The sequence below is a fragment of the Micromonospora sp. CPM1 genome (genome assembly GCF_023896895.1).
Lineage (GTDB): Bacteria > Actinomycetota > Actinomycetes > Mycobacteriales > Micromonosporaceae > Micromonospora > Micromonospora tulbaghiae.
Genome location: NZ_JAMHIU010000003.1, coordinates 225,022 through 246,707 on the forward strand (window position 1 = coordinate 225,022; position 21,686 = coordinate 246,707).

24 protein-coding genes are annotated in these 21,686 nt (G+C 73.5%); 12 read left to right on the forward strand and 12 right to left on the reverse strand.

Features of this window, described 5'->3' with window-relative positions:
- From M8C11_RS05480 to M8C11_RS05500, 5 genes are read right to left on the reverse strand one after another with little or no spacing between them, the layout of a single operon-like run.
- Positions 1-258, reverse strand: a complete 258-nt coding sequence (locus tag M8C11_RS05480; RefSeq protein WP_120570632.1) for a UBP-type zinc finger domain-containing protein — start codon at positions 256-258, stop codon at positions 1-3.
- Entirely contained in the window at positions 255-1,835 is a 1,581-nt protein-coding gene (locus M8C11_RS05485; RefSeq protein ID WP_252448633.1) for a Na+/H+ antiporter, read from the reverse strand. The genes M8C11_RS05480 and M8C11_RS05485 overlap by 4 nt, the downstream gene beginning before the upstream one ends.
- A gap of 37 nt (positions 1,836-1,872) precedes the next feature.
- The gene (locus tag M8C11_RS05490) at positions 1,873-2,847 is read right to left on the reverse strand and encodes a TIGR03885 family FMN-dependent LLM class oxidoreductase (RefSeq protein ID WP_308212723.1); all 975 of its coding nucleotides are present in this window, start codon (positions 2,845-2,847) and stop codon (positions 1,873-1,875) included.
- Positions 2,848-2,879: 32 nt separating this feature from the next.
- On the reverse strand, positions 2,880-4,292 hold the full coding sequence (locus M8C11_RS05495; protein ID WP_252448635.1) for an NADP-dependent succinic semialdehyde dehydrogenase: 1,413 nt from the start codon (positions 4,290-4,292) through the stop codon (positions 2,880-2,882).
- Positions 4,293-4,304: 12 nt separating this feature from the next.
- Positions 4,305-4,568 carry a DUF6343 family protein gene (locus tag M8C11_RS05500; RefSeq protein WP_120570636.1) on the reverse strand — a complete coding sequence of 88 codons (264 nt, stop codon included), beginning with the start codon at positions 4,566-4,568 and terminating at the stop codon, positions 4,305-4,307.
- Between the two features lie 162 nt (positions 4,569-4,730).
- Here M8C11_RS05500 and M8C11_RS05505 point away from each other — a divergent pair, with 162 nt between their 5' ends.
- The gene (locus M8C11_RS05505) at positions 4,731-5,324 is read left to right on the forward strand and encodes an antibiotic biosynthesis monooxygenase (protein ID WP_120570637.1); all 594 of its coding nucleotides are present in this window, start codon (positions 4,731-4,733) and stop codon (positions 5,322-5,324) included.
- A 99-nt stretch (positions 5,325-5,423) separates the two neighbouring features.
- Positions 5,424-6,278: an SGNH/GDSL hydrolase family protein gene (locus M8C11_RS05510; protein WP_252448636.1), complete on the forward strand. Its 855-nt coding sequence runs from the start codon at positions 5,424-5,426 to the stop codon at positions 6,276-6,278.
- Here the strand turns inward: M8C11_RS05510 and M8C11_RS05515 are convergent.
- The 3 genes from M8C11_RS05515 to M8C11_RS05525 all read right to left on the reverse strand — a co-directional run bounded on the left by M8C11_RS05515 (position 6,255) and on the right by M8C11_RS05525 (position 8,130).
- A complete protein-coding gene (locus tag M8C11_RS05515; RefSeq protein ID WP_252448637.1) occupies positions 6,255-6,998 on the reverse strand; it encodes an EcsC family protein in 744 nt (247 codons plus the stop codon). The genes M8C11_RS05510 and M8C11_RS05515 overlap by 24 nt on opposite strands.
- Positions 6,999-7,037: 39 nt before the next feature.
- Complete coding sequence (locus M8C11_RS05520; protein ID WP_013285352.1) at positions 7,038-7,184, reverse strand: hypothetical protein; 147 nt, start codon at positions 7,182-7,184, stop codon at positions 7,038-7,040.
- A gap of 94 nt (positions 7,185-7,278) precedes the next feature.
- Positions 7,279-8,130 (reverse strand): peptidase M23, encoded by an 852-nt coding sequence (locus tag M8C11_RS05525; protein WP_252448638.1) that lies wholly within the window; start codon positions 8,128-8,130, stop codon positions 7,279-7,281.
- 392 nt (positions 8,131-8,522) lie between these two features.
- On the opposite strand from M8C11_RS05525, the gene M8C11_RS05530 reads away from it, so the two are divergent.
- From M8C11_RS05530 to M8C11_RS05540, 3 genes are read left to right on the forward strand one after another with little or no spacing between them, the layout of a single operon-like run.
- Positions 8,523-9,443, forward strand: coding sequence for a proteasome assembly chaperone family protein (locus M8C11_RS05530; protein WP_120570641.1), 921 nt, complete (start codon positions 8,523-8,525; stop codon positions 9,441-9,443).
- 37 nt (positions 9,444-9,480) lie between these two features.
- Complete coding sequence (locus M8C11_RS05535; protein WP_252448639.1) at positions 9,481-10,278, forward strand: exodeoxyribonuclease III; 798 nt, start codon at positions 9,481-9,483, stop codon at positions 10,276-10,278.
- A gap of 25 nt (positions 10,279-10,303) precedes the next feature.
- Positions 10,304-10,618 carry an antibiotic biosynthesis monooxygenase gene (locus M8C11_RS05540; protein ID WP_018784922.1) on the forward strand — a complete coding sequence of 105 codons (315 nt, stop codon included), beginning with the start codon at positions 10,304-10,306 and terminating at the stop codon, positions 10,616-10,618.
- A gap of 159 nt (positions 10,619-10,777) precedes the next feature.
- On the opposite strand, the gene M8C11_RS05545 is transcribed toward M8C11_RS05540, so the two are convergent.
- The gene (locus M8C11_RS05545) at positions 10,778-11,386 is read right to left on the reverse strand and encodes a class F sortase (protein ID WP_256485494.1); all 609 of its coding nucleotides are present in this window, start codon (positions 11,384-11,386) and stop codon (positions 10,778-10,780) included.
- Between the two features lie 502 nt (positions 11,387-11,888).
- Positions 11,889-12,470, reverse strand: coding sequence for a hypothetical protein (locus tag M8C11_RS05550; RefSeq protein WP_120570644.1), 582 nt, complete (start codon positions 12,468-12,470; stop codon positions 11,889-11,891).
- Between the two features lie 139 nt (positions 12,471-12,609).
- Here M8C11_RS05550 and trmB point away from each other — a divergent pair, with 139 nt between their 5' ends.
- The 3 genes from trmB (at position 12,610) to M8C11_RS05565 (ending at position 16,583) form a co-directional block, all read left to right on the forward strand.
- A complete protein-coding gene (trmB, locus tag M8C11_RS05555) occupies positions 12,610-13,236 on the forward strand; it encodes a tRNA (guanosine(46)-N7)-methyltransferase TrmB (protein ID WP_233586196.1) in 627 nt (208 codons plus the stop codon).
- A 75-nt stretch (positions 13,237-13,311) separates the two neighbouring features.
- Positions 13,312-15,816 carry an RNA helicase gene (locus tag M8C11_RS05560; RefSeq protein WP_252448641.1) on the forward strand — a complete coding sequence of 835 codons (2,505 nt, stop codon included), beginning with the start codon at positions 13,312-13,314 and terminating at the stop codon, positions 15,814-15,816.
- A 119-nt stretch (positions 15,817-15,935) separates the two neighbouring features.
- Positions 15,936-16,583 carry a hypothetical protein gene (locus tag M8C11_RS05565; RefSeq protein ID WP_252448642.1) on the forward strand — a complete coding sequence of 216 codons (648 nt, stop codon included), beginning with the start codon at positions 15,936-15,938 and terminating at the stop codon, positions 16,581-16,583.
- Positions 16,584-16,720: 137 nt separating this feature from the next.
- Here M8C11_RS05565 and M8C11_RS05570 read toward each other — a convergent pair whose 3' ends face one another.
- On the reverse strand, positions 16,721-17,371 hold the full coding sequence (locus tag M8C11_RS05570) for a response regulator transcription factor (RefSeq protein ID WP_252448643.1): 651 nt from the start codon (positions 17,369-17,371) through the stop codon (positions 16,721-16,723).
- Between the two features lie 65 nt (positions 17,372-17,436).
- Here M8C11_RS05570 and M8C11_RS05575 point away from each other — a divergent pair, with 65 nt between their 5' ends.
- The 4 genes from M8C11_RS05575 to M8C11_RS05590 all read left to right on the forward strand — a co-directional run bounded on the left by M8C11_RS05575 (position 17,437) and on the right by M8C11_RS05590 (position 20,661).
- The gene (locus M8C11_RS05575) at positions 17,437-18,180 is read left to right on the forward strand and encodes a sensor histidine kinase KdpD (protein WP_252448644.1); all 744 of its coding nucleotides are present in this window, start codon (positions 17,437-17,439) and stop codon (positions 18,178-18,180) included.
- Positions 18,181-18,195: 15 nt separating this feature from the next.
- Positions 18,196-19,065, forward strand: coding sequence for a manganese catalase family protein (locus M8C11_RS05580; RefSeq protein ID WP_252448645.1), 870 nt, complete (start codon positions 18,196-18,198; stop codon positions 19,063-19,065).
- A gap of 67 nt (positions 19,066-19,132) precedes the next feature.
- The gene (locus M8C11_RS05585) at positions 19,133-19,324 is read left to right on the forward strand and encodes a hypothetical protein (RefSeq protein ID WP_252448646.1); all 192 of its coding nucleotides are present in this window, start codon (positions 19,133-19,135) and stop codon (positions 19,322-19,324) included.
- 77 nt (positions 19,325-19,401) lie between these two features.
- Positions 19,402-20,661, forward strand: coding sequence for an Nramp family divalent metal transporter (locus M8C11_RS05590; protein ID WP_252448647.1), 1,260 nt, complete (start codon positions 19,402-19,404; stop codon positions 20,659-20,661).
- A gap of 55 nt (positions 20,662-20,716) precedes the next feature.
- On the opposite strand, the gene M8C11_RS05595 is transcribed toward M8C11_RS05590, so the two are convergent.
- Positions 20,717-21,661, reverse strand: a complete 945-nt coding sequence (locus M8C11_RS05595; RefSeq protein WP_252448648.1) for an ABC transporter substrate-binding protein — start codon at positions 21,659-21,661, stop codon at positions 20,717-20,719.
- Positions 21,662-21,686 lie beyond the last annotated feature (25 nt).

The following is a 21,686-nucleotide window of genomic DNA, read 5'->3' on the forward strand; positions in this document are numbered from 1 at the left end:
TCAGCCGATCTCCTCGTCCACGAAGCACCAGCGCCACGACTCCCCCGGCTGGATCGACCGCATCACCGGGTGCCCCGCGGACTCGAAGTGCTTCGTGGCGTGCTGGTACGGCGAGGAGTCGCAGCAGCCCACGTGCCCGCAGGTCAGGCAGGCGCGCAGGTGCACCCAGTCCGGGTTGCCGATGGCCACGCAGTCGGGGCACTCGGTCGTGGTGTCCGGTTCGGCCGTGCCCGCCTCGGCCAGGTGCTGGCAACTCATTCGACGGCCTCCTGTCGCAGCATGGACTCCTCCAGATCCAGATCACGATAGGCGCGGGTGAGCGCCTCCTCCGGGATCTGCCCGGAGTCGCGGGCGGCCCGGAACACCTCCCGCTCGGCGTCGATCATCTCCTGCCGCAGGCGTGCGTACGCCTGGGAGGGGGTTTCCCGTTCGGTGCCGCCGAGCCGCTCCCAGGCCAGGTTGGCCCGGGAGGTGGTCAGCCCGCGCAGGCGCTCCACCACCGCCTCCGGCGCGCCGGCGGCCAGCTCGTCGAGCCGTTCCCGGGCCGCCCGGCTGGCCCGCTGCTGCACCCCGGCGGCGGACAGCGCGTCCTGCACCGGGTCGTCCGGGGGCAGCCGCAGCCGCCGGGCCAGCCAGGGCAGCGTGGCGCCCTGCCCGACCAGCGTCGCGACGATCACCGCGAAGGCCAGCCAGATGAGCAGCCCGCGCGGGTACGGCGTGTCGCCGGCGAGGGTGAGCGGCAGGCCCAGCGCGGCGGCCAGCGTCACCACGCCCCGCATGCCGGCCCAGCCGATGACGACGGGGAACTGCACCGGCGGCGCCGGGTCGCGCTGCCGGACCCGGGGCACGAGCCGCGCCACGTAGGTGGCCGGGAACACCCAGACGAACCGGGCCAGGAAGACGGCGGCCAGCACCGCCGCGGTGATCGCCACCAGCGAGCCGAACGGCTCGTCGAGGTCGCGTACCACCTCCGGCAGTTGCAGGCCGACCAGCAGGAACACCAGTCCTTCGAGCAGGAACCGGATCAGCCGCCAGAACGCGGTCACCTGGAGCCGGGAGGCGGCCGACAGCAACGTGGGCAGCTTGTGGCCGATGCCGAGGCCGGTCACCACCACGGCGACCACGCCGGAGGCGTGGATCTCCTCGGCGGCGAAGACGACGGCGAACGGCACGATCAGCGACAGCGCGTTGTCCAGCACCGGGTCGGTGATGCGCTTGTGCAGGTAGCCGAAGACCACCACGCCCAGCAGGCCGACCAGGATGCCGCCGCCGGCCGCGACGACCACCTCCCGGGCCACGTCGCCGACGCCGACGCCGCCGGTGGTGGCGGTCGCGGCGACGATCGCCACCCGCAGCAGCACCAGCGCGGTGGCGTCGTTGACCAGGCTCTCGCCCTCCAGGATGGTGACGACCCGCCGGGGCAGGCCGACCCGCCGGGCCACCGCGGTGGCGGCGACCGCGTCCGGCGGCGCCACCACCGCGCCGAGTGCCAGGCAGATCGCGTACGGCAGCTCGGGCAGGAACCAGTGCACGACGGTGCCCACCACGAACGCGGTGAAGATGACCAGCCCGACGGCGAGCAGCAGGATCGGCCGCAGGTTGAGCCGGAACGCCGGCACCGACGTCTCCAGCGCCGCCACGTAGAGCAGCGGCGGCAGGATGCCCACCAGCACCAGGTCCGGGTCCAGCCGCACGTGCGGGAAGAACGGCAGGAAGGACAGCGCGAGGCCGAGCACCACCAGCAGGATCGGCGCCAGCAGGCCGAGCCGGCGGGCCAGCGCCGCACCGAAGGTCGCGATGGCCAGGAAGACCACGACCTCGAACAGAGCATCCACGAACGACGAGCCTAGGCGCCGAGGGGCCGATGTGTGATCAGGCGGCGGAGCGCAGCTTCGGCAGCACCTCGGCGCCGAACGTGTCGATGAACGCGCGCTGCTCCTGCCCGACGTGGTGCAGCGCGATCTGGTCGAAGCCCAGCGCCACGTACTCCTCCAGCCAGCCGATGTGCCGGCCCAGGTCGGCGGAGACGTTCACGGTCTCGGCGACCTTGGACATCGGCACGTCGGCGCTCGCCACGTCGAAGTGCTCGGGGGTCTCCAGGTCCCAGCAGACCGGCGGCGCGAACACGTTGCTGCGCCACTGCTCGTACGCGATCGCCTCGGCCTGCTCCTGCTCGGGCGCCCAGCTCACGTGCACCTGGAGGTGCAGCGGGCCGCGTCCGCCCGCGTCCCGGTAGGCGTCGATCATCCGCCGCAGGTGCTCGACCGGCGCGTTGACGGTGATCAGCCCGTCCGCCCATTCGGCGCACCAGCGGGCGGTGGCGATGCTGACCGCGGCACCGACCAGCGCGGGCGGCTCCTCCGGCCGGGTCCACAGCTTCGCCCGGTCCACCGTGACGAGCCCGTCGTGGCTGACCTCCTCGCCTGCGAGCAGCGCCCGGATCACGTCGACGCACTCGCGCAGCCGGGCGGTACGGACGTCCTTGCGCGGCCAGACCTCGCCGGTGATGTGCTCGTTGGACGCCTCGCCGGTGCCCAGCGCGGCCCAGAACCGGCCCGGGTACATGGCGCCGAGCGTGCCGATGGCCTGCGCGATGATCGCCGGGTGGTAGCGCTGGCCGGGCGCGTTCACCACACCGAAGGACAGGTTCGTGGCCTGGAGCGCGGCGCCGAGCCAGGACCAGGCGAAGCCGGACTGGCCCTGCCGCTTGCTCCACGGCGAGAAGTGGTCGGAGCACATGGCCGCGTCGAAGCCGGCGCGCTCGGCGTGGATCACCGCCTCCAGCAGCCGGGCCGGGTGGATCTGCTCGTGGGATGCGTGGAAGCCGAACGCCGTCATGGTCGCCACTCCTACCCGTGACGGCGCCCGGCCAATCGCGTCTACTCGGAGTGCGCGCCGGCGCCCGCGCCGGCCTCGCCCTCGCCGATCCACACGGTCTTGGTGTTGCAGAACTCGCGCATGCCGGCGGCGGACAGCTCGCGGCCGTACCCGGAGTTCTTCACGCCGCCGAACGGCAGCTCCGGGTAGGACGTGGTCATGCCGTTGATGAACACGTTGCCGGCGTCCAGGTCGACGGCGAAGCGCTCCTGCTCGGCCGGGTCGTTGGTCCACGCGTTGGAGCCGAGGCCGAAGCTGGTGCCGTTGGCGACCTCGATCGCCTCGTCGTACGAGCCGACCCGGTAGAGCCCGGCGACCGGCCCGAACACCTCCTCGCTCCACATCCGCATCTCCGGGCGCAGGTCGGTGACCACGGTCGGCGGGTAGTACCAGCCGTCCCCGGCCGGCTTCTCGCCGCCGCACAGCGCCGTCGCGCCCTGGTCCACCGCGTCGGTGACCTGGGCGTGCACCTCGTCGCGGCCGCGCTCGCTGGCCAGCGGGCCGACGTCGGTGCCGTCGTCCATCGGGTCGCCGACGCGCAGCGCCGCCATCCGGGCGGCGAACTTCTCGGCGAACGCGTCGAAGACGTCGGTGTGCACGATGAACCGCTTCGCGGCGATGCAGGACTGCCCGTTGTTCTGGCAGCGGGCGGTGGTGGCGACCTCGGCGGCGGTGTCCAGATCGGCCGAGGGCATCACCACGAACGGGTCGCTCCCGCCCAGCTCCAGCACCGTCTTCTTGATCTCCCGGCCGGCGATCTGGGCGATGGACCGGCCGGCCGGTTCGCTGCCGGTGAGCGTGGCGGCGCGGACGCGGGGGTCGCTGAGGATCCGGTCGACCGCGTCGGAGCCGACCAGCAGCGTGGTGAACGCGCCCTCCGGGAAACCGGCCCGGCGGAACAGGTCCTCCAGGTAGAGCGCGGTCTGCGGCACGTTGGAGGCGTGCTTGAGAAGGCCGGTGTTGCCGGCCATCAGCGCCGGGGCGGCGAAGCGCATCACCTGCCACAACGGGAAGTTCCACGGCATCACGGCCAGCACCGGGCCGATCGGCTGGTAGCGCACGTACGCCCGCTTCGCCTTGACCGCTGCGGCGTCGGCAGGCTCGTCGGCGAGCATCCCCGGCGCGTTGTCGGCGTAGAAGCGGCAGGCGGCGGCGCACTTGGTGACCTCCGCCTTCGCGGCGGCGTACGTCTTGCCCATCTCGGTGGTCATCAGCCGGGCGGTCTCGTCGCGCTCGGCGTCGAGCAGGTCGGCGGCGGCGGTGAGCCACCGGGCCCGCTGCGCGATGGTGGTCTCACGCAACTGCCGGAAGGCGAGGTCGGCCCGCTCGATCGCGGCGTCGATCTGCTCGTCCGACATCGCCTCGTACGTCTTGAGCACCTGTCCGGTGGCGGGATTGGTGGTGGCGATGGGCATCTCGTACTCCTGTCACTCGAACAGCGAGTGCCGCACGCCCGGTTCCTCCCGGCGGCGCGCGGCGCGGCGGCGCTGGATCACGACCAGGTCGACCACCGCCACCACGGCGAGCAGCGCGCAGACGACACCCAGCCAGGCGACGTCCGCGGCGAACGCGAGCACCGCGAAGACGGTCATCACGACCAGACCGAACGTGGCGAGCGCCAGCCGCAGGTTCAGGGCACTGTTGGCGTGGCCGACCGTGCCACGGGCGCGACGGGGCTGTGATCGGGTCATTCCTGGGGCCTACCCCGGCACGGGCGGGGATAACCGGCCGGCGCGGGAACGCCGGTGATCCGGGACACCCGGCGGGCAGGCGCCGGATGCGCCCCGCGGGCGGGTGCGTTACATCGGTGCGCCGGTACCGGCGGAGATCCCGCGGACGGTGGAGAGGATGGCATGACCACGACGCAGGCCGTACCCGTGACCGTCGCCGTGTCCCGGCGCGCCGACCCGGCGCGTACCGACGAGGTGGTGGCGTGGATGCGGGCGGGGACGGCGCTCGCGGAGAGCTTCCCGGGCTTCCTCGGCGCCGGTTTCGTCCGCAGCGCCCCCGGCTCGGGCGAGTGGCACGTGATGTACCGCTTCGCCGACGCGGACACGCTGCGCGGCTGGGAGGACTCGCCGCAGCGGCGCTGGTGGCTCAGCTCGGCGCAGGGCATCGTCGAGCACACCCGGGTGGAGCGGCGCACCGGCATCGAGGGCTGGTTCGACCCGCCGGTGGACCACGTGGTCGAGACGTTCGGCGAGCCGGAACCGGCCGCGCCGCCACGCTGGAAGCAGGCGGTCACGATCTGGCTGGCGTTCTTCCCGCTCAGCCTGGCCGCCACGCTGCTGACCACCCGGTTCCTCGCCGGCGTGCCGCTGGCCGGCCGGACGCTGCTGATGACGCTCGTGCTCACCCCGCTGATGACCTACCTCGTGCTGCCCCGGATCACCCGGGCGCTGCACCGGTGGCTGCACGGCCGGCCTGCGCCGACACCACAGATGTGAACGACGGTGGTCGATGCCCGATAGCCGACAGAACCGCCGCCGGGACTCCGCCGGGGCATAGGGTCGACGCGCCCGTTGCCGCCGCCGGACGGGGGACCGATGAGACGCTGGACCGCCGCGCTGGCCTGCCTGGCGGCGCTCGTCGCGCTCGCCTGTGACGGCTCCGGCGAGGCGTCGCCCCGGCCGTCCGGCACGCCCCGCCCCGGCGAGCCGCGGGTGCTGGTCGCGCTCGGCGACTCGGTAAGCACCGGCTACGGCTCCTGCCTGGTGCTGGTGAGCTGCGAACGCAACTCCTGGTCGACCGGGGACGGCCTGCGGGTGGAGAGCCTCTACCGGCGGCTGCGCGCGGACGCGCCGGGGCTGCGGGCGTACAACCGGGCGGTGCCCGGGGCCCGCGCGTCCGCGCTGACCGGCCAGGCCCGTTCGGCGGTACGCGACAAGGCCGACCTGGTCACCGTGCTGATCGGGGCGAACGACGCCTGCCGGGGTGACGTCGACGACATGACGCCGGTGGCGACCTTCCGCGACCAGGTCGACGCGGCGCTGGGCGTGCTGCGCGAGGGCCGGCCGAAGGCCCGGGTGCTGGTGGCCGGCATCCCGGACCTGTACCGGCTCTGGCAGATCGGGCACACCGAGCCCCGCGCCGTGCGGGCCTGGTCGCGGGGCGTCTGCCCGGCACTGCTGGCCGACGCCACGTCGACCGCGCCCGCCGCGGTGGCCCGCCGGGCCCGCGTCCGGGACCGGATCGAGGCGTACGACGGGCAACTGCGCGCCGCCTGCCGGGCGTACGGGTCACGCTGCCGGTGGGACGGCGGCGCGGTGCACCGCCACCGCTTCACGCTGGACCAGGTCAACGCGCTCGACTGGTTCCACCCGAACGCGGCCGGTCAGGGCCGGCTGGCCGAGGTGGCCTGGAACGCCTCCGGCTGGTCAGGGCTGGCGCGGGCCGGGTAGCTGCCGGGGGCCGGCGGCGCGATAGAGGGCGCGTGTGCGGTCGGCCAGTTCCTTGGTCGCCGACGAGTTGGCCCAGGTGCCGAGCACGATCGCGGCGCCCGGCACGACCTTGGCGAACATCCGCTTGGCGGCGCGCACCCCGGCCATCCGGGCCAGCCGGACCCCGAGCTGGAGCATCACCCGGCCCAGCGCCCGGTCACCGGCGGAGCCGAACAACGCGCCGGCCCGCTCCCGGCCGGCGGCCACGCCCAGCGCGAGGCGAGCCGTCTCGGCGACCTTGTGCACCCGCTGGAGCACCAGCAGGTCGGTCGCCCGGTCGGGGTGCGCCGGGTCGGCGCCGTAGGCGGCGGCGACGTGCAGCACCAGCCGGGCCTGGGTCCAGGCCAGCACCCCCACGTCGATCACCGCGCCGGGCAGCCCGGCCGCGCCGGACACCGCGCCGGAGAGCCGGGCGTGGTTGACGAACTTGCGAACCGCCTGGTCGGCCAGCTGTTCCGGCGGCGCGTCCGGCCGCAGCGCCCGCTCCCGGGCGGCCCACTGCGCGGCCTCCGGGCCGAGCCGGCGCACCGCCTCCAGGGCGAGGTGCTCCGGCGCGTACTGCGGGTCGTCCCGCATCCGGTCCCACAGCTTCGCCGGTGGCGCCTCGGGCGCCTCCACCGGCGGGACGGGGGTGGTGGGGACGGCGTTGGGCTCCCCGTCGACGGGGGCGGGGTCGGTCACGAAGGGCTCCGGAGGCTCGTGCGGCGGGGGTGACGCGGGTCAGCGCCGGCGCGACTGCAGCCGGTTCGCGATCTGCCGCAGCCGGGCCTGGTTCTCCGGCTTCGACATCTCACGCCGACCGCGGTCGACCAACTGCTGGCCCCGCGGCGACCGCAGGAAGGCGGTGATCCGTTGCATCAGCGACATGAGGGTCCTCCCGTCCCGCGGTCCCCTTCATGTGTACCTGGGACCGGCAAGTCCCTGATACCCGAATCGGCCCTTCGGCAACCACCCGTCCGGGTCAGCCCAGGATCTCGGCCACCACCTCGCCGGCCCGCCACTCGTGCTGGGCGTACGCGTCCGGGAACGCCGAGATCTGCACCGCCTGGGCCGCGACCGAGAGCGGCAGGTCCTGCCAGCCGGGGATCTCCGCCAGCGCGGACAGGAACGCCTTCGTCGCGTACTCCGGGTCCATGAGCTGCTCGACGGTGCCCCAGCCGCTGCTCGGGCGCTGCTGGAACAACCCGACCGAGTCGTGGTCCCAGCCGACGGCCTGGTGCGGGTAGCTCTGCGACTCGGGCAGCACGCCGCTGGCGTAGTTGAGCAGGGTGCTCTCCTGCATGGCGGTCGCCACCGCGATGACCAGGGCGCGGCGCGGCATGCCCATCTCCTTGCCGGCCTGCACGATCTTCTTGGCGTTGTTCATCTGGGTGCGGTCCAGGCCGGCGACCGGGACGATCTGCCGGACGGTCTTCTTCGGCTTGGGCTTGGCGGTCGCCTTCGGGCTCGCCGTCGCGGACGGGCTGGCGCTGGGGGTGGGGGTGGTGGGGGCGGTGCTCGGCCGGGCCATGGCCCGGGAGGCGGCGTCGACCTCCGCGCGCTCGGCGACCTCCGCCGAGGGCGCCGGGCCGGCGGCGCGGTCCGGGGCGCCGAAGCCGGCCTGGCTGACGCCGACCAGGCCCAGGCAGCAGGCGGCGCCCGTGGCGACCGCCAGCTTCGTCCGGCCGGGCCGGGGGTTCGTGGGTGCCCAGAAGCGGGTACGCCGGACCAGTCCCCGGAGTGTGGTCAACCGGTTGGTGGAGGGGGTATCGTCCGAACGGTCAGCCGGGCGGCCGGAGCCGAACGGGTCGTCGAGGTTGCCGTCGTTACGCATCCGACGAGGCTAGGCAGGGCAAACCGGGATCACCCAGGCCGAAAGGGTGGCCCTCGCCACACTCTGGCCGCCGCAAGCCGGGCATCGCGCCACAGCCCGCCGCAGGGCGCGGCAGACCTCGGAAAGCGGGCCAATCACCCGTGCGCCCGGACCGGCCACGGCGCGGGCACGAACCTCGCAGACCTCCCGGTCCCGTCCGGTGATCGACTAACTAGTCCGTTCGGACGATCCGGATATGGGTCGCCGGACCGGGGCGTAGCCGAATCGTGATCATCATCCGGGCATCGGATGTGCCGTAACGGAATGGACCACCCACCCCGGTACGTTGGCCGAATCGGGGAGGCCGCACGCTCGGCGCTCCCCCGTACGCGTCGACAGGGAGGACCCCACCGGTGCTCGATCCACACGAGCTCTACGAACTCACCGACGAGCTGCCCGAGCTCGGCCAGCCGGTGCTGATCCAGGCCCTCACCGGCTTCGTCGACGCCGGCAACGCCACCCGGCTCGCCCGGGAACAACTGCTCACCTCGCTCGACGCCCGGGTGATCGCCCGCTTCGACGTGGACCAGGTCTTCGACTACCGCTCCCGCCGCCCGGTGATGACGTTCGTCGAGGACCACTGGGAGTCCTACGACGCCCCGGCGCTGGAGCTGCACCTGCTGCGCGACGACGACGAGACCCCGTTCCTGCTGCTCACCGGCCCCGAGCCGGACCTGCAGTGGGAGCGTTTCGTGGCCGCCGTCGCCGGGCTCTGCGCCCGCCTCGACGTCCGGCTCACCGTCGGGCTCAACTCGATCCCGATGGCGGTGCCGCACACCCGGCCCAGCGGCGTCACCGCGCACGCCACCCGCAAGGAACTGATCGCCGGACACGAGCCGTGGTTGCAGAAGGTGCAGGTGCCGGCCGGCGTCGGCCACCTGCTGGAGTACCGCCTCGGCGAGCAGGGGCGCGACGCCCTCGGCTTCGCCGCGCACGTGCCGCACTACGTGGCCCAGGCCGAGTACCCGGCCGCCGCCGAGGCGCTGCTGTCCGCCGTGTCCCGCAGCACCGGCCTGCTGCTGCCCGTCGAGACGCTGCGGACCGCCGCCGAGGCGGTCCGGGTGGAGATCGACCGCCAGGTCACCCAGACCGAGGAGGCGGCGACGCTGGTCCAGGCGCTGGAGGAGCAGTACGACGCGTTCGCCCGCGGCCGGGGCGAGAAGAACCTGCTCGCCGGCGAGACCGGGCCGCTGCCCACCGCCGACGAACTCGGCGCGGAGCTGGAACGCTTCCTCGCCGAGCAGACGCGCCCCGGCGACACCCCGGAGCGCTGACCGGGCGGGGCGGGCGGGGATGCGGCAGGCTGGGGGCATGCGCCTGGCGACCTGGAACGTCAACTCGGTGAAGGCCCGCCTGCCCCGGCTGCTCGACTGGCTGGCCAGCACGAAGCCCGACGTCGTGTGCCTGCAGGAGACCAAGTGCCCCGACGGGGCGTTCCCGGTCGCCGAGGTGGGCGAGCTGGGCTACGAGGTGGCCAGCCACAGCGACGGGCGGTGGAACGGGGTCGCGGTGCTGTCCCGGGTCGGGCTGGCCGACGTGGCGGTCGGCTACCCGGGCGAACCCGGGTTTCCCGAGCCCGAGGCCCGCGCCATCTCGGCCACCTGCGACGGGCTGCGGGTCTGGTCGGTGTACGTGCCGAACGGCCGCGCGCCGGACGACCCGCACTACGCGTACAAGCTGGCCTGGTTCGCGGCGCTGCGCGACGCCCTGGAAGCCGAGGTGGCCGGTCCCCTGCCGGTGGCCGTCTGCGGTGACTTCAACGTCGCGCCCACCGACGCCGACGTCTGGGATCCCGCGCTGTTCGTCACCTCCACGCACGTCACCCCGGCCGAGCGGGCCGCCCTGGCCGCGCTGCGCGACCTGGGACTGGAGGACGTGGTGCCGACGCCGATGAAGGGGCCGCACCCGTTCACGTACTGGGACTACCGGGCCGGGATGTTCCACCAGAACAAGGGCATGCGGATCGACCTGGTGTACGCCAGCGCGTCGTTCGCCCGCGCGGTCCGCTCCGCGTACGTGGACCGGGAGGCCCGCAAGGGCAAGGGCCCCTCCGACCACGCCCCGATCGTGGTCGACGCGGACCTGGCACCGGCCGTCGAGACGTTCTGAGTCCGAGGCTCGTTAGGGTGGACGCATGGCTGTCGTGAAGATCAACGCGATCGACGTCCCGTCCGGCGCCGGCGAGGAGCTGGAGAAGCGGTTCGCGGCCCGGGCCGGCGCGGTGGAGAACTCCCCCGGCTTCCTCGGCTTCGAGCTGCTGCGCCCGGTCGCCGGGGACACCCGCTACTTCGTGTACACGCGCTGGGAGAGCGAGGAGGCGTACCAGGCGTGGGCGCAGGGCCCGTCCCGGGCCGCGCACGCTGAGGGCGGCGAACCCCGAAAGCCCGTGGCCACCGGCGCCACCCTGCTGGAGTTCGAGGTGGTCCAGCAGGTCCCCGCCAAACCCTGACCCCTCCCTCCCCCTCCCTTTCTCGGTCGATCATGAAGTTGGCGGCACTCACCGTCCGTTTTGTCACCGCCAACTTCATGATCGACGCGGTCAGGGCGGTCAGGGCGGTCAGGGCGGGCCGGGCGGGCAGGGCGGGCCGGGCGGTCAGGGCGGGAGCGGTCAGGGCGTCAGGGACGCGAAGACGATCACGTTGTCCTGATAGCCGGTACGGCCGCCGACCCACTCGCCGCCGCAGGTGATCAGCCGCAGCTCGGCCGGACCGGAGTCGCCGTAGACCCGGGCGGCGGGCAGGTTCGACTTGTCGAAGTACTCGACGCTGTCCACCTTGAAGGTCACCACGCTGCGGTCCGCGCGGGTCACCTGGATCCGCGCGCCGGGCTTGAGCGAGCGCAGCCGGTAGAAGACGGCCGGGCCGCTCTTGGTGTCGACGTGGCCCACGATGATCGCCCGGCCCGGGTCGCCGGGCACCGCTCCCCTGTCGTACCAGCCGGTCTGGTCGTGCTCGGTCAGCGGCGGCACGTCCACCGAGCCGTCCTTCGCCTGCCCGACGGGCGTGACCGGCGCGTTGACCTTGATGGCCGGCACCGCCAGGCGTACCGGCCGGCTCGCCGGCTTCCGGACCGGAGCGGCAGCGCTCGCCGGGGCCGCGCCCGACCCGTTCGCCCGGCTCGACTCGGTCGACGCGTCGGCGAAGTCGAACGGCCCGGCCGTGCGGCCCAGCCCGGCCCCGGTGGCGAACACGCCGACCAGCACCAGCACCACTGCCAGCGGCTTCGACCAGGAGCCCCGGCCCCGGTCCCCCCTGCCCGGCGACGCCGGTGGCGGCTCGACCGGCGGCGGCCCCGCGGGCCGTGGACGCAGGGCAGGCGGATCGGCCGACGGCGGGTACCACGGTCGCGACGCGGCGGGCGGCGGCATCCACGGCCGCGACCCGGAGACCGGCACGGCCGACGATCCGGACTCGGCGTTCGGCCGGCTCCGCCCGGCCGGGTGGGGCGAGCCCACGGCCGGACCAGTCCCGGACGCCGAAACGCCGCCCGGCCGCGAGCCGGCACGGGGCGCGGCGGCCGGATCAGCCCTGGAGAACCGGGCCGCGTCGGTGGACGGCGAGCCGGCCCGCGACGAACGAGCCACGTCGGCGGGCGGACCGGCCCGGGACGGACGGGCGGCGTCGGTCGGCGGCGCGGCGGGTGGGGGCAGGGCCAGGAACGGCCGGCCGGAGCGCCGTGATCCGGCGGGCGGCGGGACGAAGTGCTCGGCCATCGCGGCCTCAGCCTCTGGCGGCGCCGCGGGCGTGCCGGCGGGACGCGGCCACGCCGAGCCCGGCGCCGACCACAGTCACCGCCAGCCCGACGGGCACCAGCAGGCCACCGAGCCCGGGGCCGGCGGTGCCGCCGAAACCGGTCGCCGGGCCGCGGCTGGGCAGGTGACTGGGCCCGTGGCTCGGCTGCCGGGTGGGCTGCCCCTGCTTGACCACCTGGAGCATGGTGGAGGCGGTCTCCCCGCCCGGGCACTCCAGCTTGACCCGGTAGTTGCCCGGCCGGGTGCGCTCGTGCACCATCGGCGAGGCGGTGAGCAGGCCGCGCTGCGGCTGCACCTGGATCTTGCCGAACGCGTCCGAGGTGACGATCGCCGGAACCGAGTTGTTGCGGCAGCTCGCCCGGATGCCGACGAGGTAGCCGGGCGAGACGGTGCCCGGGGTGACCTCCACGAAGATCACGTCGGCCGGGGGCTGTTCCGGCACCGGTTCGGCGGCGCGCGGCGCGGCCTGGGCGGGCACCGCGCCGACCAGCGGGGCGGCGCACGCGGCGACCGCGACCAGCAGCGCCCTACGTACCCTGAACGACCCCATGACCCCTCCCGGCGTACGGGATGAATCCTCTCACCCCCGGCGGCACATCACATCCGATCCGGGCTAGGCTCGGGTCGCTGTGACCCTCCCCGACATCGCCGCCGGCCGCATCCGCACGTTCCATCCGCGTCGCGGACGGATGAGCGAGCGGCAGCGCGACGCGCTCACCCGGCTCTGGCCCGCGTACGGCCTGGAGATCGCCGCCCTCGACGGGCCGTGCGATCCGACGGCGCTGTTCGGACGACGGGCGCCGCTGGTGCTGGAGATCGGCTCCGGCATGGGCGACGCCACCGCCGTGATGGCGGCGGCCGACCGGGACCGACACTATCTGGCGGTCGAGGTCCATACGCCGGGAATCGCCAACCTGCTCGACCTGGTCGAACGCCACGGTCTGGACAACGTCCGGGTGGCCGAGGGGGACGCGCTGGACCTGGTCCGGGCCATGCCGGAGGGCTGCCTGGACGCGGTGCACGTCTTCTTCCCCGACCCGTGGCCGAAGACGCGCCACCACAAGCGGCGGATCATCGCGCCGGCGCACGTGGCGCTGCTGCGGTCCCGGCTGGCGCCGGGCGGCACGTTGCACTGCGCGACGGACTGGGCCGAGTACGCCGAGTCGATGCGCGAGACGCTCACCGCCGACCCGGAGCTGGTGGACGTGTACGGCGGCTACGCGCCGCGTCCGGCGCACCGGCCGGTGACGAAGTTCGAGCGCCGCGCGCTGACCGCCGGCCGGGAGGTCTTCGACCTGATCCACCGGCGGCGCTGAAGCCGGTGCCCGGAAGCCGGTTCGCTGAACCCGGTTGGCGCGGCGCGGTGTGATCCAGGCACGATGGGAGCCGCCATGACTCTCACCGCCGCGCTGCCGAAGACCGCCGACCCCGACACCCTCTACGACGCGTTCGCCTCCTGGGCGTCCGAGCGCGGCCTGGACCTCTATCCCCACCAGGAGGAGGCGGTCATCGAGATCGTCTCCGGCGCGAACGTGATCATGAATACGCCGACCGGCTCGGGCAAGAGCCTGGTGGCGATCGCGGCGCACTTCGCGGCGCTGGCCGACGACCGGACGACCTTCTACACCGCGCCGATCAAGGCGCTGGTCTCGGAGAAGTTCTTCGCGCTCTGCGAGGTCTTCGGCGCCGAGAACGTCGGCATGCTCACCGGCGACGCCAGCGTCAACGCGGACGCGCCGATCATCTGCTGCACCGCGGAGATCCTGGCCAACCTGGCGCTGCGCGAGGGCCGCCGCGCCGACGTCGGCCAGGTGATCATGGACGAGTTCCACTTCTACGCCGAGCCTGACCGCGGCTGGGCCTGGCAGGTGCCGCTGATCGAGCTGCCGCAGGCCCAGTTCGTGCTGATGTCCGCCACGCTCGGCGACACCACCCGCTTCGTCGACGACCTGACCCGGCGCACCGGGCGGCCGACCGCCGTCGTCCGCTCGGCCGAGCGGCCGGTCCCGCTCCTCTTCTCGTACGCGACCACGCCGCTGCACGAGACGCTGGAGGAGCTGCTGGAGACCAAGCAGGCCCCGGTGTACGTCGTGCACTTCACCCAGGCCGCCGCGCTGGAACGCGCGCAGGCGCTGATGAGCGTGAACGTCTGCACCCGCGCCGAGAAGGACATGATCGCCCAGGCGATCGGCAACTTCCGGTTCACCTCGGGCTTCGGCAAGACGCTGTCCCGGCTGGTGCGGCACGGCATCGGCGTGCACCACGCCGGCATGCTCCCGAAGTACCGCCGCCTGGTCGAGACGCTCGCCCAGGCCGGCCTGCTCAAGGTCATCTGCGGTACGGACACGCTCGGCGTCGGCATCAACGTGCCGATCCGTACCGTGCTGTTCACCGGTCTGAGCAAGTACGACGGCACCCGCACCCGGCTGCTCAAGGCCCGCGAGTTCCACCAGATCGCCGGCCGGGCCGGGCGGGCCGGGTTCGACACGCTGGGCCGGGTCGTGGTGCAGGCCCCCGAGCACGTGATCGAGAACGAGAAGGCGCTCGCCAAGGCCGGTGACGACCCGAAGAAGCGCCGCAAGGTGGTGAAGAAGAAGCCGCCGGAGGGCTCGATCGGCTGGGGCGAGCCGACGTTCCAGCGCCTGGTCGAGGCCGAGCCGGAGCCGCTCACCTCCAGCTTCCAGGTCAGCCACTCGATGCTGCTCAACGTCATCGGCCGCCCCGGCGACGCGTTCGCCTCGATGCGGCACCTGCTCACCGACAACCACGAGGACCCGGCCGCGCAGCGCCGGCACATCCGCCGGGCCATCGCCATCTACCGGGCGCTGCGCGCCGGCGGCGTGGTCGAGGAGCTGCCCGAGCCGGACGAGACCGGCCGGCGGGTGCGCCTCACCGTCGACCTCCAGCTCGACTTCGCGCTCAACCAGCCGCTGTCGCCGCTGGCGCTGGCCACCGTCGAGCTGCTCGACCGGGAGTCCCCGTCGTACGCGCTCGACGTGCTCAGCGTGATCGAGTCGATCCTGGACGACCCGCGCCAGGTGCTGTCCGCGCAGCAGTTCAAGGCCCGCGGCGAGGCGGTCGCCGCGATGAAGGCCGAAGGCATCGAGTACGAGGCACGCCTCGAACTGCTCGACGACGTGACCTGGCCCAAGCCCCTGGCCGAGCTGCTGGAGTCCGCGTACGAGATGTACCGGCAGGGCCACCCCTGGGTCGCCGACCACCAGCTCTCCCCGAAGTCCGTGGTCCGGGACATGTACGAGCGGGCCATGACGTTCCCCGAGTACGTCCAGTTCTACGGGCTGTCCCGGTCCGAGGGGCTGGTGCTGCGCTACCTCGCCGACGCCTACAAGACGCTGCGGCAGACGGTCCCCGAGGATGCCAAGACCGAGGAGCTGGTCGACCTCATCGAGTGGCTGGGCGAGCTGGTCCGCCAGGTCGACTCCAGCCTGATCGACGAGTGGGAGCGGCTGCGCAACCCGTCCGACGTGGCCGAGGTGGCCGCGTCGCTGGACGACCGGCCGCCGGCGGTGACCCGCAACGCGCGGGCGTTCCGGGTGCTGGTGCGCAACGCGATGTTCCGCCGCGTCGAGCTGGCCGCGCTGCGGCGCTGGGACCTGCTCGGCGAGCTGGACGCCGGCGACGGCTGGAACGCCGACGCCTGGGCCGACGCGCTGGAGCCGTACTTCGAGGCGTACGACTCGATCGGGGTGGGCCCGGACGCGCGCGGGCCGGCGCTGCTGATGATCGAGCAGGGCCGCGACAGGTGGACCGTCCGGCAGATCCTGGACGACCCGGACGGCGACCACGACTGGGGCATCAGCGCCGAGATCGACCTCGCCACGTCCGACGAGACCGGTGCGGCGGCGGTCCGGATCACCGACGTCGGCCAGCTCTAGGACTACGCGAAAAAGGGCCGCCCGGGATGTCCGGGCGGCCCTTTTCGTGCCCTGGGCGATGTCAGACCCGTCGATTAGAATGTATGTACTAATCGAGCTGCTGACCTGGGAGGATGCTCGTGACTGCGCCCACCTCCGCGACCCCTGTCACCCCCTACGCCACCCTCCTCGGATTCACCCGGTACGTCGACCGCACCGGCCCCACCAAGGCCACCTTCGTCGGCGGGCTACGCCGGCAGCGGGCCAGCCGGCACGGCTTCAACCCGCACGGCCAGTTCGTCAAGGCGCTCAAGGCCGACGTCGCGTTCCACACCGGCGGCACGCACCTCGCGCAGGTCGCCGACGTGGTCAAGCCCCGCTGGCGGCCGCTCTACGAGGCTCTCGTGCCGGGCGCGACCCGCTGGCTGCACTCGCTCGGCGAGCCGGCCGGCGTCGACCTGGCCCAGACCCGCGACGCCCTGGCGATGCTGGGTGACCTGCCCGTGAAGATCAACCCCCAGTTCGGCGTCCGGTACGCCGACGGCCGGGCCGAGGCGATCCGGCTGCACTTCGACGAGGCGCCGCCGAGCGAGGAGGCCACGCTCGCCACGCTGCACCTGATGGCCCGGCACATGGACGCGGTGCTGCCGCACGCCGAGCCGGTCCTGGTAGACGTGCGGCGCGGCGAGGCGCACCGGATGCCCGCCGACGTCAAGCCCGAGCAGATCGAGCAGTGGCTGGCCGGTGAGGCAGCCGCGTTCCGGGCCATCTGGTCCACAGCCGCCTGACCGGCTCACCACCGCCCGACCGAACGGCCGTCCCGCTCCCCCGGGGCGGCCGTTCGCCGTCCCCGGGCCGGCCGCCGCAGGGTGACCCGGCCCGGACCGCGCCGCAGGGGGTGACCCGGCCGGCCCGGGTCGGCGCCTCACCGGTCGGAGCGCTCGTCCAGCAGCCCGGCCCGCCCGGCCAGCGCGGCGGCCTCCACCCGGTTGGTCACCCGCAGCTTGCGCAGCAGGGAGGCGGTCATCCGCTTCACCGTCCGTTCCGAGGTGTGCATCCGCTCGGCGATCGTCACGGTGGCCTCGCCGGTCGCGATCGCCCGAAGCAGCCGGCGCTCCTCGTCGTCGAGGTTGAGCCCGGGCGACCGGGCGGGCCCGACCAGCCGTCGCAGCAGCGCACCCGGCATCACCGCCCAGCCGTCCAGCACGGCGAGCAGTGGAGGCAGCAGATCCTCCGGCTCGCTGGTCTTGGGCAGGTAGCCCTCGGCGCCGCAGCGCAGCGCCTCCACGGCCGGCACCGGGTCGTCCGAGCCGGACATGGCGAGGACGCGTACGCGGGGACTGGTGCGGCGGATGGCGGCGATCGCCCGGAGGCCGCCGGGCGGCGGCATGTGCAGGTCCACGACCGCGAGATCGGGTGCGCAGCGGGCGACGAGCGCGGCGGCTCCGGCCGCGTCGGTGGTCGAGCCGACGACACGGGCCCGGCCGTCGGTGGTGGCGGACAGCAGCAGCTCCAGGCCGCGGACGAACAGCGCATGGTCGTCCACCACCGCGAGCCGGACGGTGCCGTCCCCCATGTCGGCTTTCCTCCTTCCGCTTCAGGTTAGTGGCATATGTGAGTAACCGTCGGGAACAACTCGGCATGGCTGTGGAGTCCATGACCCCGTGGGGACGTCCGGACGACCGCGACGAGTCGCTGTCGATCCGGGTGCTCTGCCACGAGCTGCGGACACCGGTGCGGGCACTGGCGGCACTCACCCGGGCGCTCGCCGAGCAGCCGGCGCTGACCACGCCGGACCGGCGGGCCATCGCGGCGCTGGCGCACGAGCACGCCGTACACCTGGGTGCCCTGCTGGACGACCTCGGCGGGCCCGGCGGCCCCGGCGAGCCGGAACCACCCCGCCGCGTCCCCCTGGCCGCCGTGGTGCGCGCCGTGACGGCCGGGGCCGGTCCCGGCCTGCGCGCGCGGATCGGCCGGACCGCTGCCGGCCTGCCCGTGCCCGAGCGGCACGTCCGGCAGATCCTCACCAACCTGGTGGACAACGCGCGGCGCCACGGCCCGGCCGGCGGCGAGGTCGTCGTCCGCGCCGCGGCGCGCGGTTCCACGCTGACGCTGTCGGTACTCGACCGGGGTGGCCCCTGTCCGGCGTTGCGCGCGGCGCTGGCCCGGCCCGCCCCGTCGGCCACCGGGCACGGCCTCGGGTTGTGGATCGTGCGGCGCCTGGTCGATACCTACGGCGGGACGGTGGGCGCCCGCCGTCCACGCGGCGGCGGGCTGGTGGTGGACGTCCGGCTGCCGGTCCCGGTGCTGCCTGTCCCGTCCGGGACACGGGTCGGCCCCGGCGGGCCGCCGCAGCGGGCACCCGGGAGAGGACAGCATCGGTGAACCGGAGGAGACGACATGTTCACGCACATGAAGGATCTGCAGTTCGAGGCCAAGCCGGACGGGCCGGACGCCGCGTTCGCCCGCCGCCTCCAGGAGGTCCTCGGCGGCAAGTGGGGTGAGATGACCGTCGCCAACCAGTACCTGTTCCAGGGCTGGAACTGCCGGCTGCCCGGCAAGTACAAGGACCTGCTGCTCGACGTCGGCACCGAGGAGATGGGCCACGTCGAGATGATCGCCACGATGATCACCCGGCTGCTGGAGAACGCGCCGCTCTCGCTGGAGGAGGCCGCCGAGGAGAACCCGATGGTCGGCGCGATCTACGGCGGGTCCAACCCGGCGCACTTCATCCACGGCGGCGGCGGGGCCCTGGCGGTCGACAGCGCCGGCGTGCCGTGGAACGGCAACTTCATCACCGCCAGCGGCAACCTGATGGCCGACTTCCACCTGAACGTCACCGCCGAGGCCCAGGGCCGGCTCCAGGTGGCCCGCCTGTTCAACATGACCGACGACCCCGGCGTCAAGCAGATGCTGCGCTTCCTGCTGGCCCGCGACACCATGCACCAGAACATGTGGATGGCGGCCATCGAGCAGCTCAAGTCCGACGGCCTGGAGGAGATGCCGGTGCCGGACGCCTTCCCCGACTCGCCCGAGTTCACCGAGGAGTTCAGCTACACGTACCTGGACTTCTCCCCCGGCCGGGACGCCGCCGAGGGCCGGTGGGCCTCCGGTCCGACGCCGGACGGCAAGGGCGAGTTCCGCTACGACAGCAGCCCGCGCGCGCACGCCCCCGAGCCGGTGCTCGCCCCGGGCGACCCGCGCCTGTACGGCACCAACCCGGGAATGGTCGGCAAGGTCGCCAACACCGTCAAGAGCAAGCTCACCTGACCTCGCCCGCGCCGGGTCGGCCGCGCGGGCGGCCCGGCGCCCGCACCGCACCCGTCCGGGAGTCGTCATGTCCACGTCCAACCGCATCAGGACGGCCGTCCTCGCCCTGCTCACGCTCGCCTCCGTGGGCGCCGGCCTGGCCCTGCCCGCCGTCCTCGCGCTGGCCGCCCTCACCGCGCTGGTCCCGTTCGCGGACGCGCTGGAGCGCGACCCGGCACCGGCCGCCCACCGGGCGACCACCCGGCACGAACCCGCCTGACCTCGCCCCTTGCCCCACCCCGGCCGCCCCCGCCGTCAGTCGTCTGTCATCCCGTCGTCCGTCGTCGAGGAGCACCAGTGGTAACCAACGACTCGCCAGTCCTGCCCCCACTACGGACCGCCCGCGCCCCGCGCCCGGTCCGTGGGCGCCTCATCCTGCTCGGGCCGGCGTTCGTGGCGGCGGTCGCCTACGTCGACCCCGGCAACTTCGCCACCAACTCCACGGCCGGGGCCCGGTACGGATACCTGCTGGTCTGGGTGGTGGTGGCGGCGAACCTCGCCGCCATGCTGGTGCAGACGCTCACCGCCAAGCTCGGCCTGGCCACCGGGCGCAGCCTGCCCGAACTGTGCCGGGAGCACCTGCCCCGTCCGCTCAACCGGGTCATGTGGGCGCAGGCCGAACTGGTCGCGATGGCCACCGACCTGGCCGAGGTGATCGGCGGGGCGGTCGCGCTGTACCTGCTGTTCGGCGTCCCGCTGCTGCCCGGCGGCCTGATCGTCGGCGCCGCCTCGTTCGCCATCCTGGCGCTGCGCGCCAGAGGTTTCCGGACGTTCGAGATCGCCATCGCGGTGCTGCTCGGCGTGATCGTGCTGGCGTTCGCGGTCAACCTGGTCAGCGCGCAGCCGGACGTGTCCGACGCGGCGGCCGGGCTGCTGCCCCGGATGCAGGGCACCGACAGCATGCTGCTCGCCGCCGGCATCCTGGGCGCGACGGTGATGCCGCACGTCATCTACGTGCACTCGGCGCTGACCCCGAACCGCCTGCCCGCCGAGGGCGAGACGCAGCGGCGGGTGATCGCCAAGGGCCTGCGGATCGACGTGCTGATCGCGCTGGGCATCGCCGGCGCGGTCAACCTGGCCATGCTGCTCGTCGCTGCGAGCAGCTTCCACGGCACCTCGATCCCCGGCACCGACACCCTCGAAGGCGTGCACGCCGGGCTCGCCACCACGCTCGGCGCGGCCGCCGCGGTCGGGTTCGCGGTCGCCCTGCTCCTGTCCGGTCTCGCCTCCACGAGCGTCGGCACGTACGCCGGCGAGATCATCATGCAGGGCTTCCTGCGCCGCCGGATCCCGCTGGTGGTACGCCGGATGATCACGCTGATGCCCGCGCTGGCGGTGCTCGCGATCGGCGTCGACCCGACGCGGGCGCTGGTGCTGTCCCAGGTGGTGCTGAGCTTCGGCATCCCGTTCGCGCTGATCCCGGTGGTGATGTTCACGCGCCGCCGGGATCTGATGGGCAGCCTGGTCAACCGCCGGGCCACCACCGCCGCCGCGGTGGCGATCACCGCGTTCGTGGTGGCGCTCAACGCGTTCCTGCTCTGGCAACTGGCCGCCTGAACACACCCGCGCCCGTCCGGCCGGCGACGGCGGGACGGGCGCGGGTGATCGGGGCTCAGGCGGCCAGGTACTTCTCCAGGTCGTCCAGGATCTTGTTGGCGGCGCCCACACCGATGCCGGTCATCCAGATCTCGTCGGAGACCACGTGCGCCTTGCCGGCCTTGACCGCGGACAGGCCCTTCCACAGCGTGCCGCCGGTGACCTTCGCCTGCTCGGCGGCGGCCTTCTCGCCGTACGCGGTCACGAACACCACGTCGCCGTCGGCCTCGGCGATGCGCTCCGGGCTGACCCGGTCCATCCGCTTGTCCTCCTTGCCGGCGAGCATCTGCCGCTCGGGGCGGCCCAGGCCGGTGTCGCCGACGACGATGCCGGAGAACGAGTCCGGGCCGTACAGGCGGATCTCGGTCGGCATGAAGCGCACGATGGAGACCTTGCGGGCCGAGGCGTCACCGAGCTTCGCGCCGAAGTCCTCCGCCCGCTTCTCGTACTCGGCCAGCAGGTCCTTGGCCTGCTGCTCCTTGCCCAGCGCCGCGCCGTCGAGGAGGAAGTTCTCCTTCCAGGTGACGCCGACCTTCTCGGTGAACACGGTCGGGGCGATCTTGGCCAGCTCGTCGTAGAACTTCTCCTGGCGGAACTTGCTGCCCAGGATCAGGTCCGGGTTGAGCGCGTTGATCGCCTCCAGGTCCGGCTCGGTGAGCACGCCGACCTCGGTGATGCCGGCGAGCTTGTCCGCGCCGAAGTAGGTGGGCCAGCTCTTCGCCTCACCGGCGGTCGCCGCGCCGACCGGGGTGACGCCAAGCGACAGCGCGGTGTCGATCTTGTCGGTGTCGAGCACGACCACGCGCTTCGGCTCGACGGGCACCTTCGTGGTGCCCATGGCGTGGGTGATCTCCCGGGTCTCCCCGGTGCCGGTGCCGGCGACGGGGTCGCTCTCCCCGCAGGCGGTGAGGCCGACGCCGAGAGCGAGGACGGCGGTGAGTGCGACGGCGAGACGACGCATCAGGTTCCTTTCGGTGGTGCGGGCC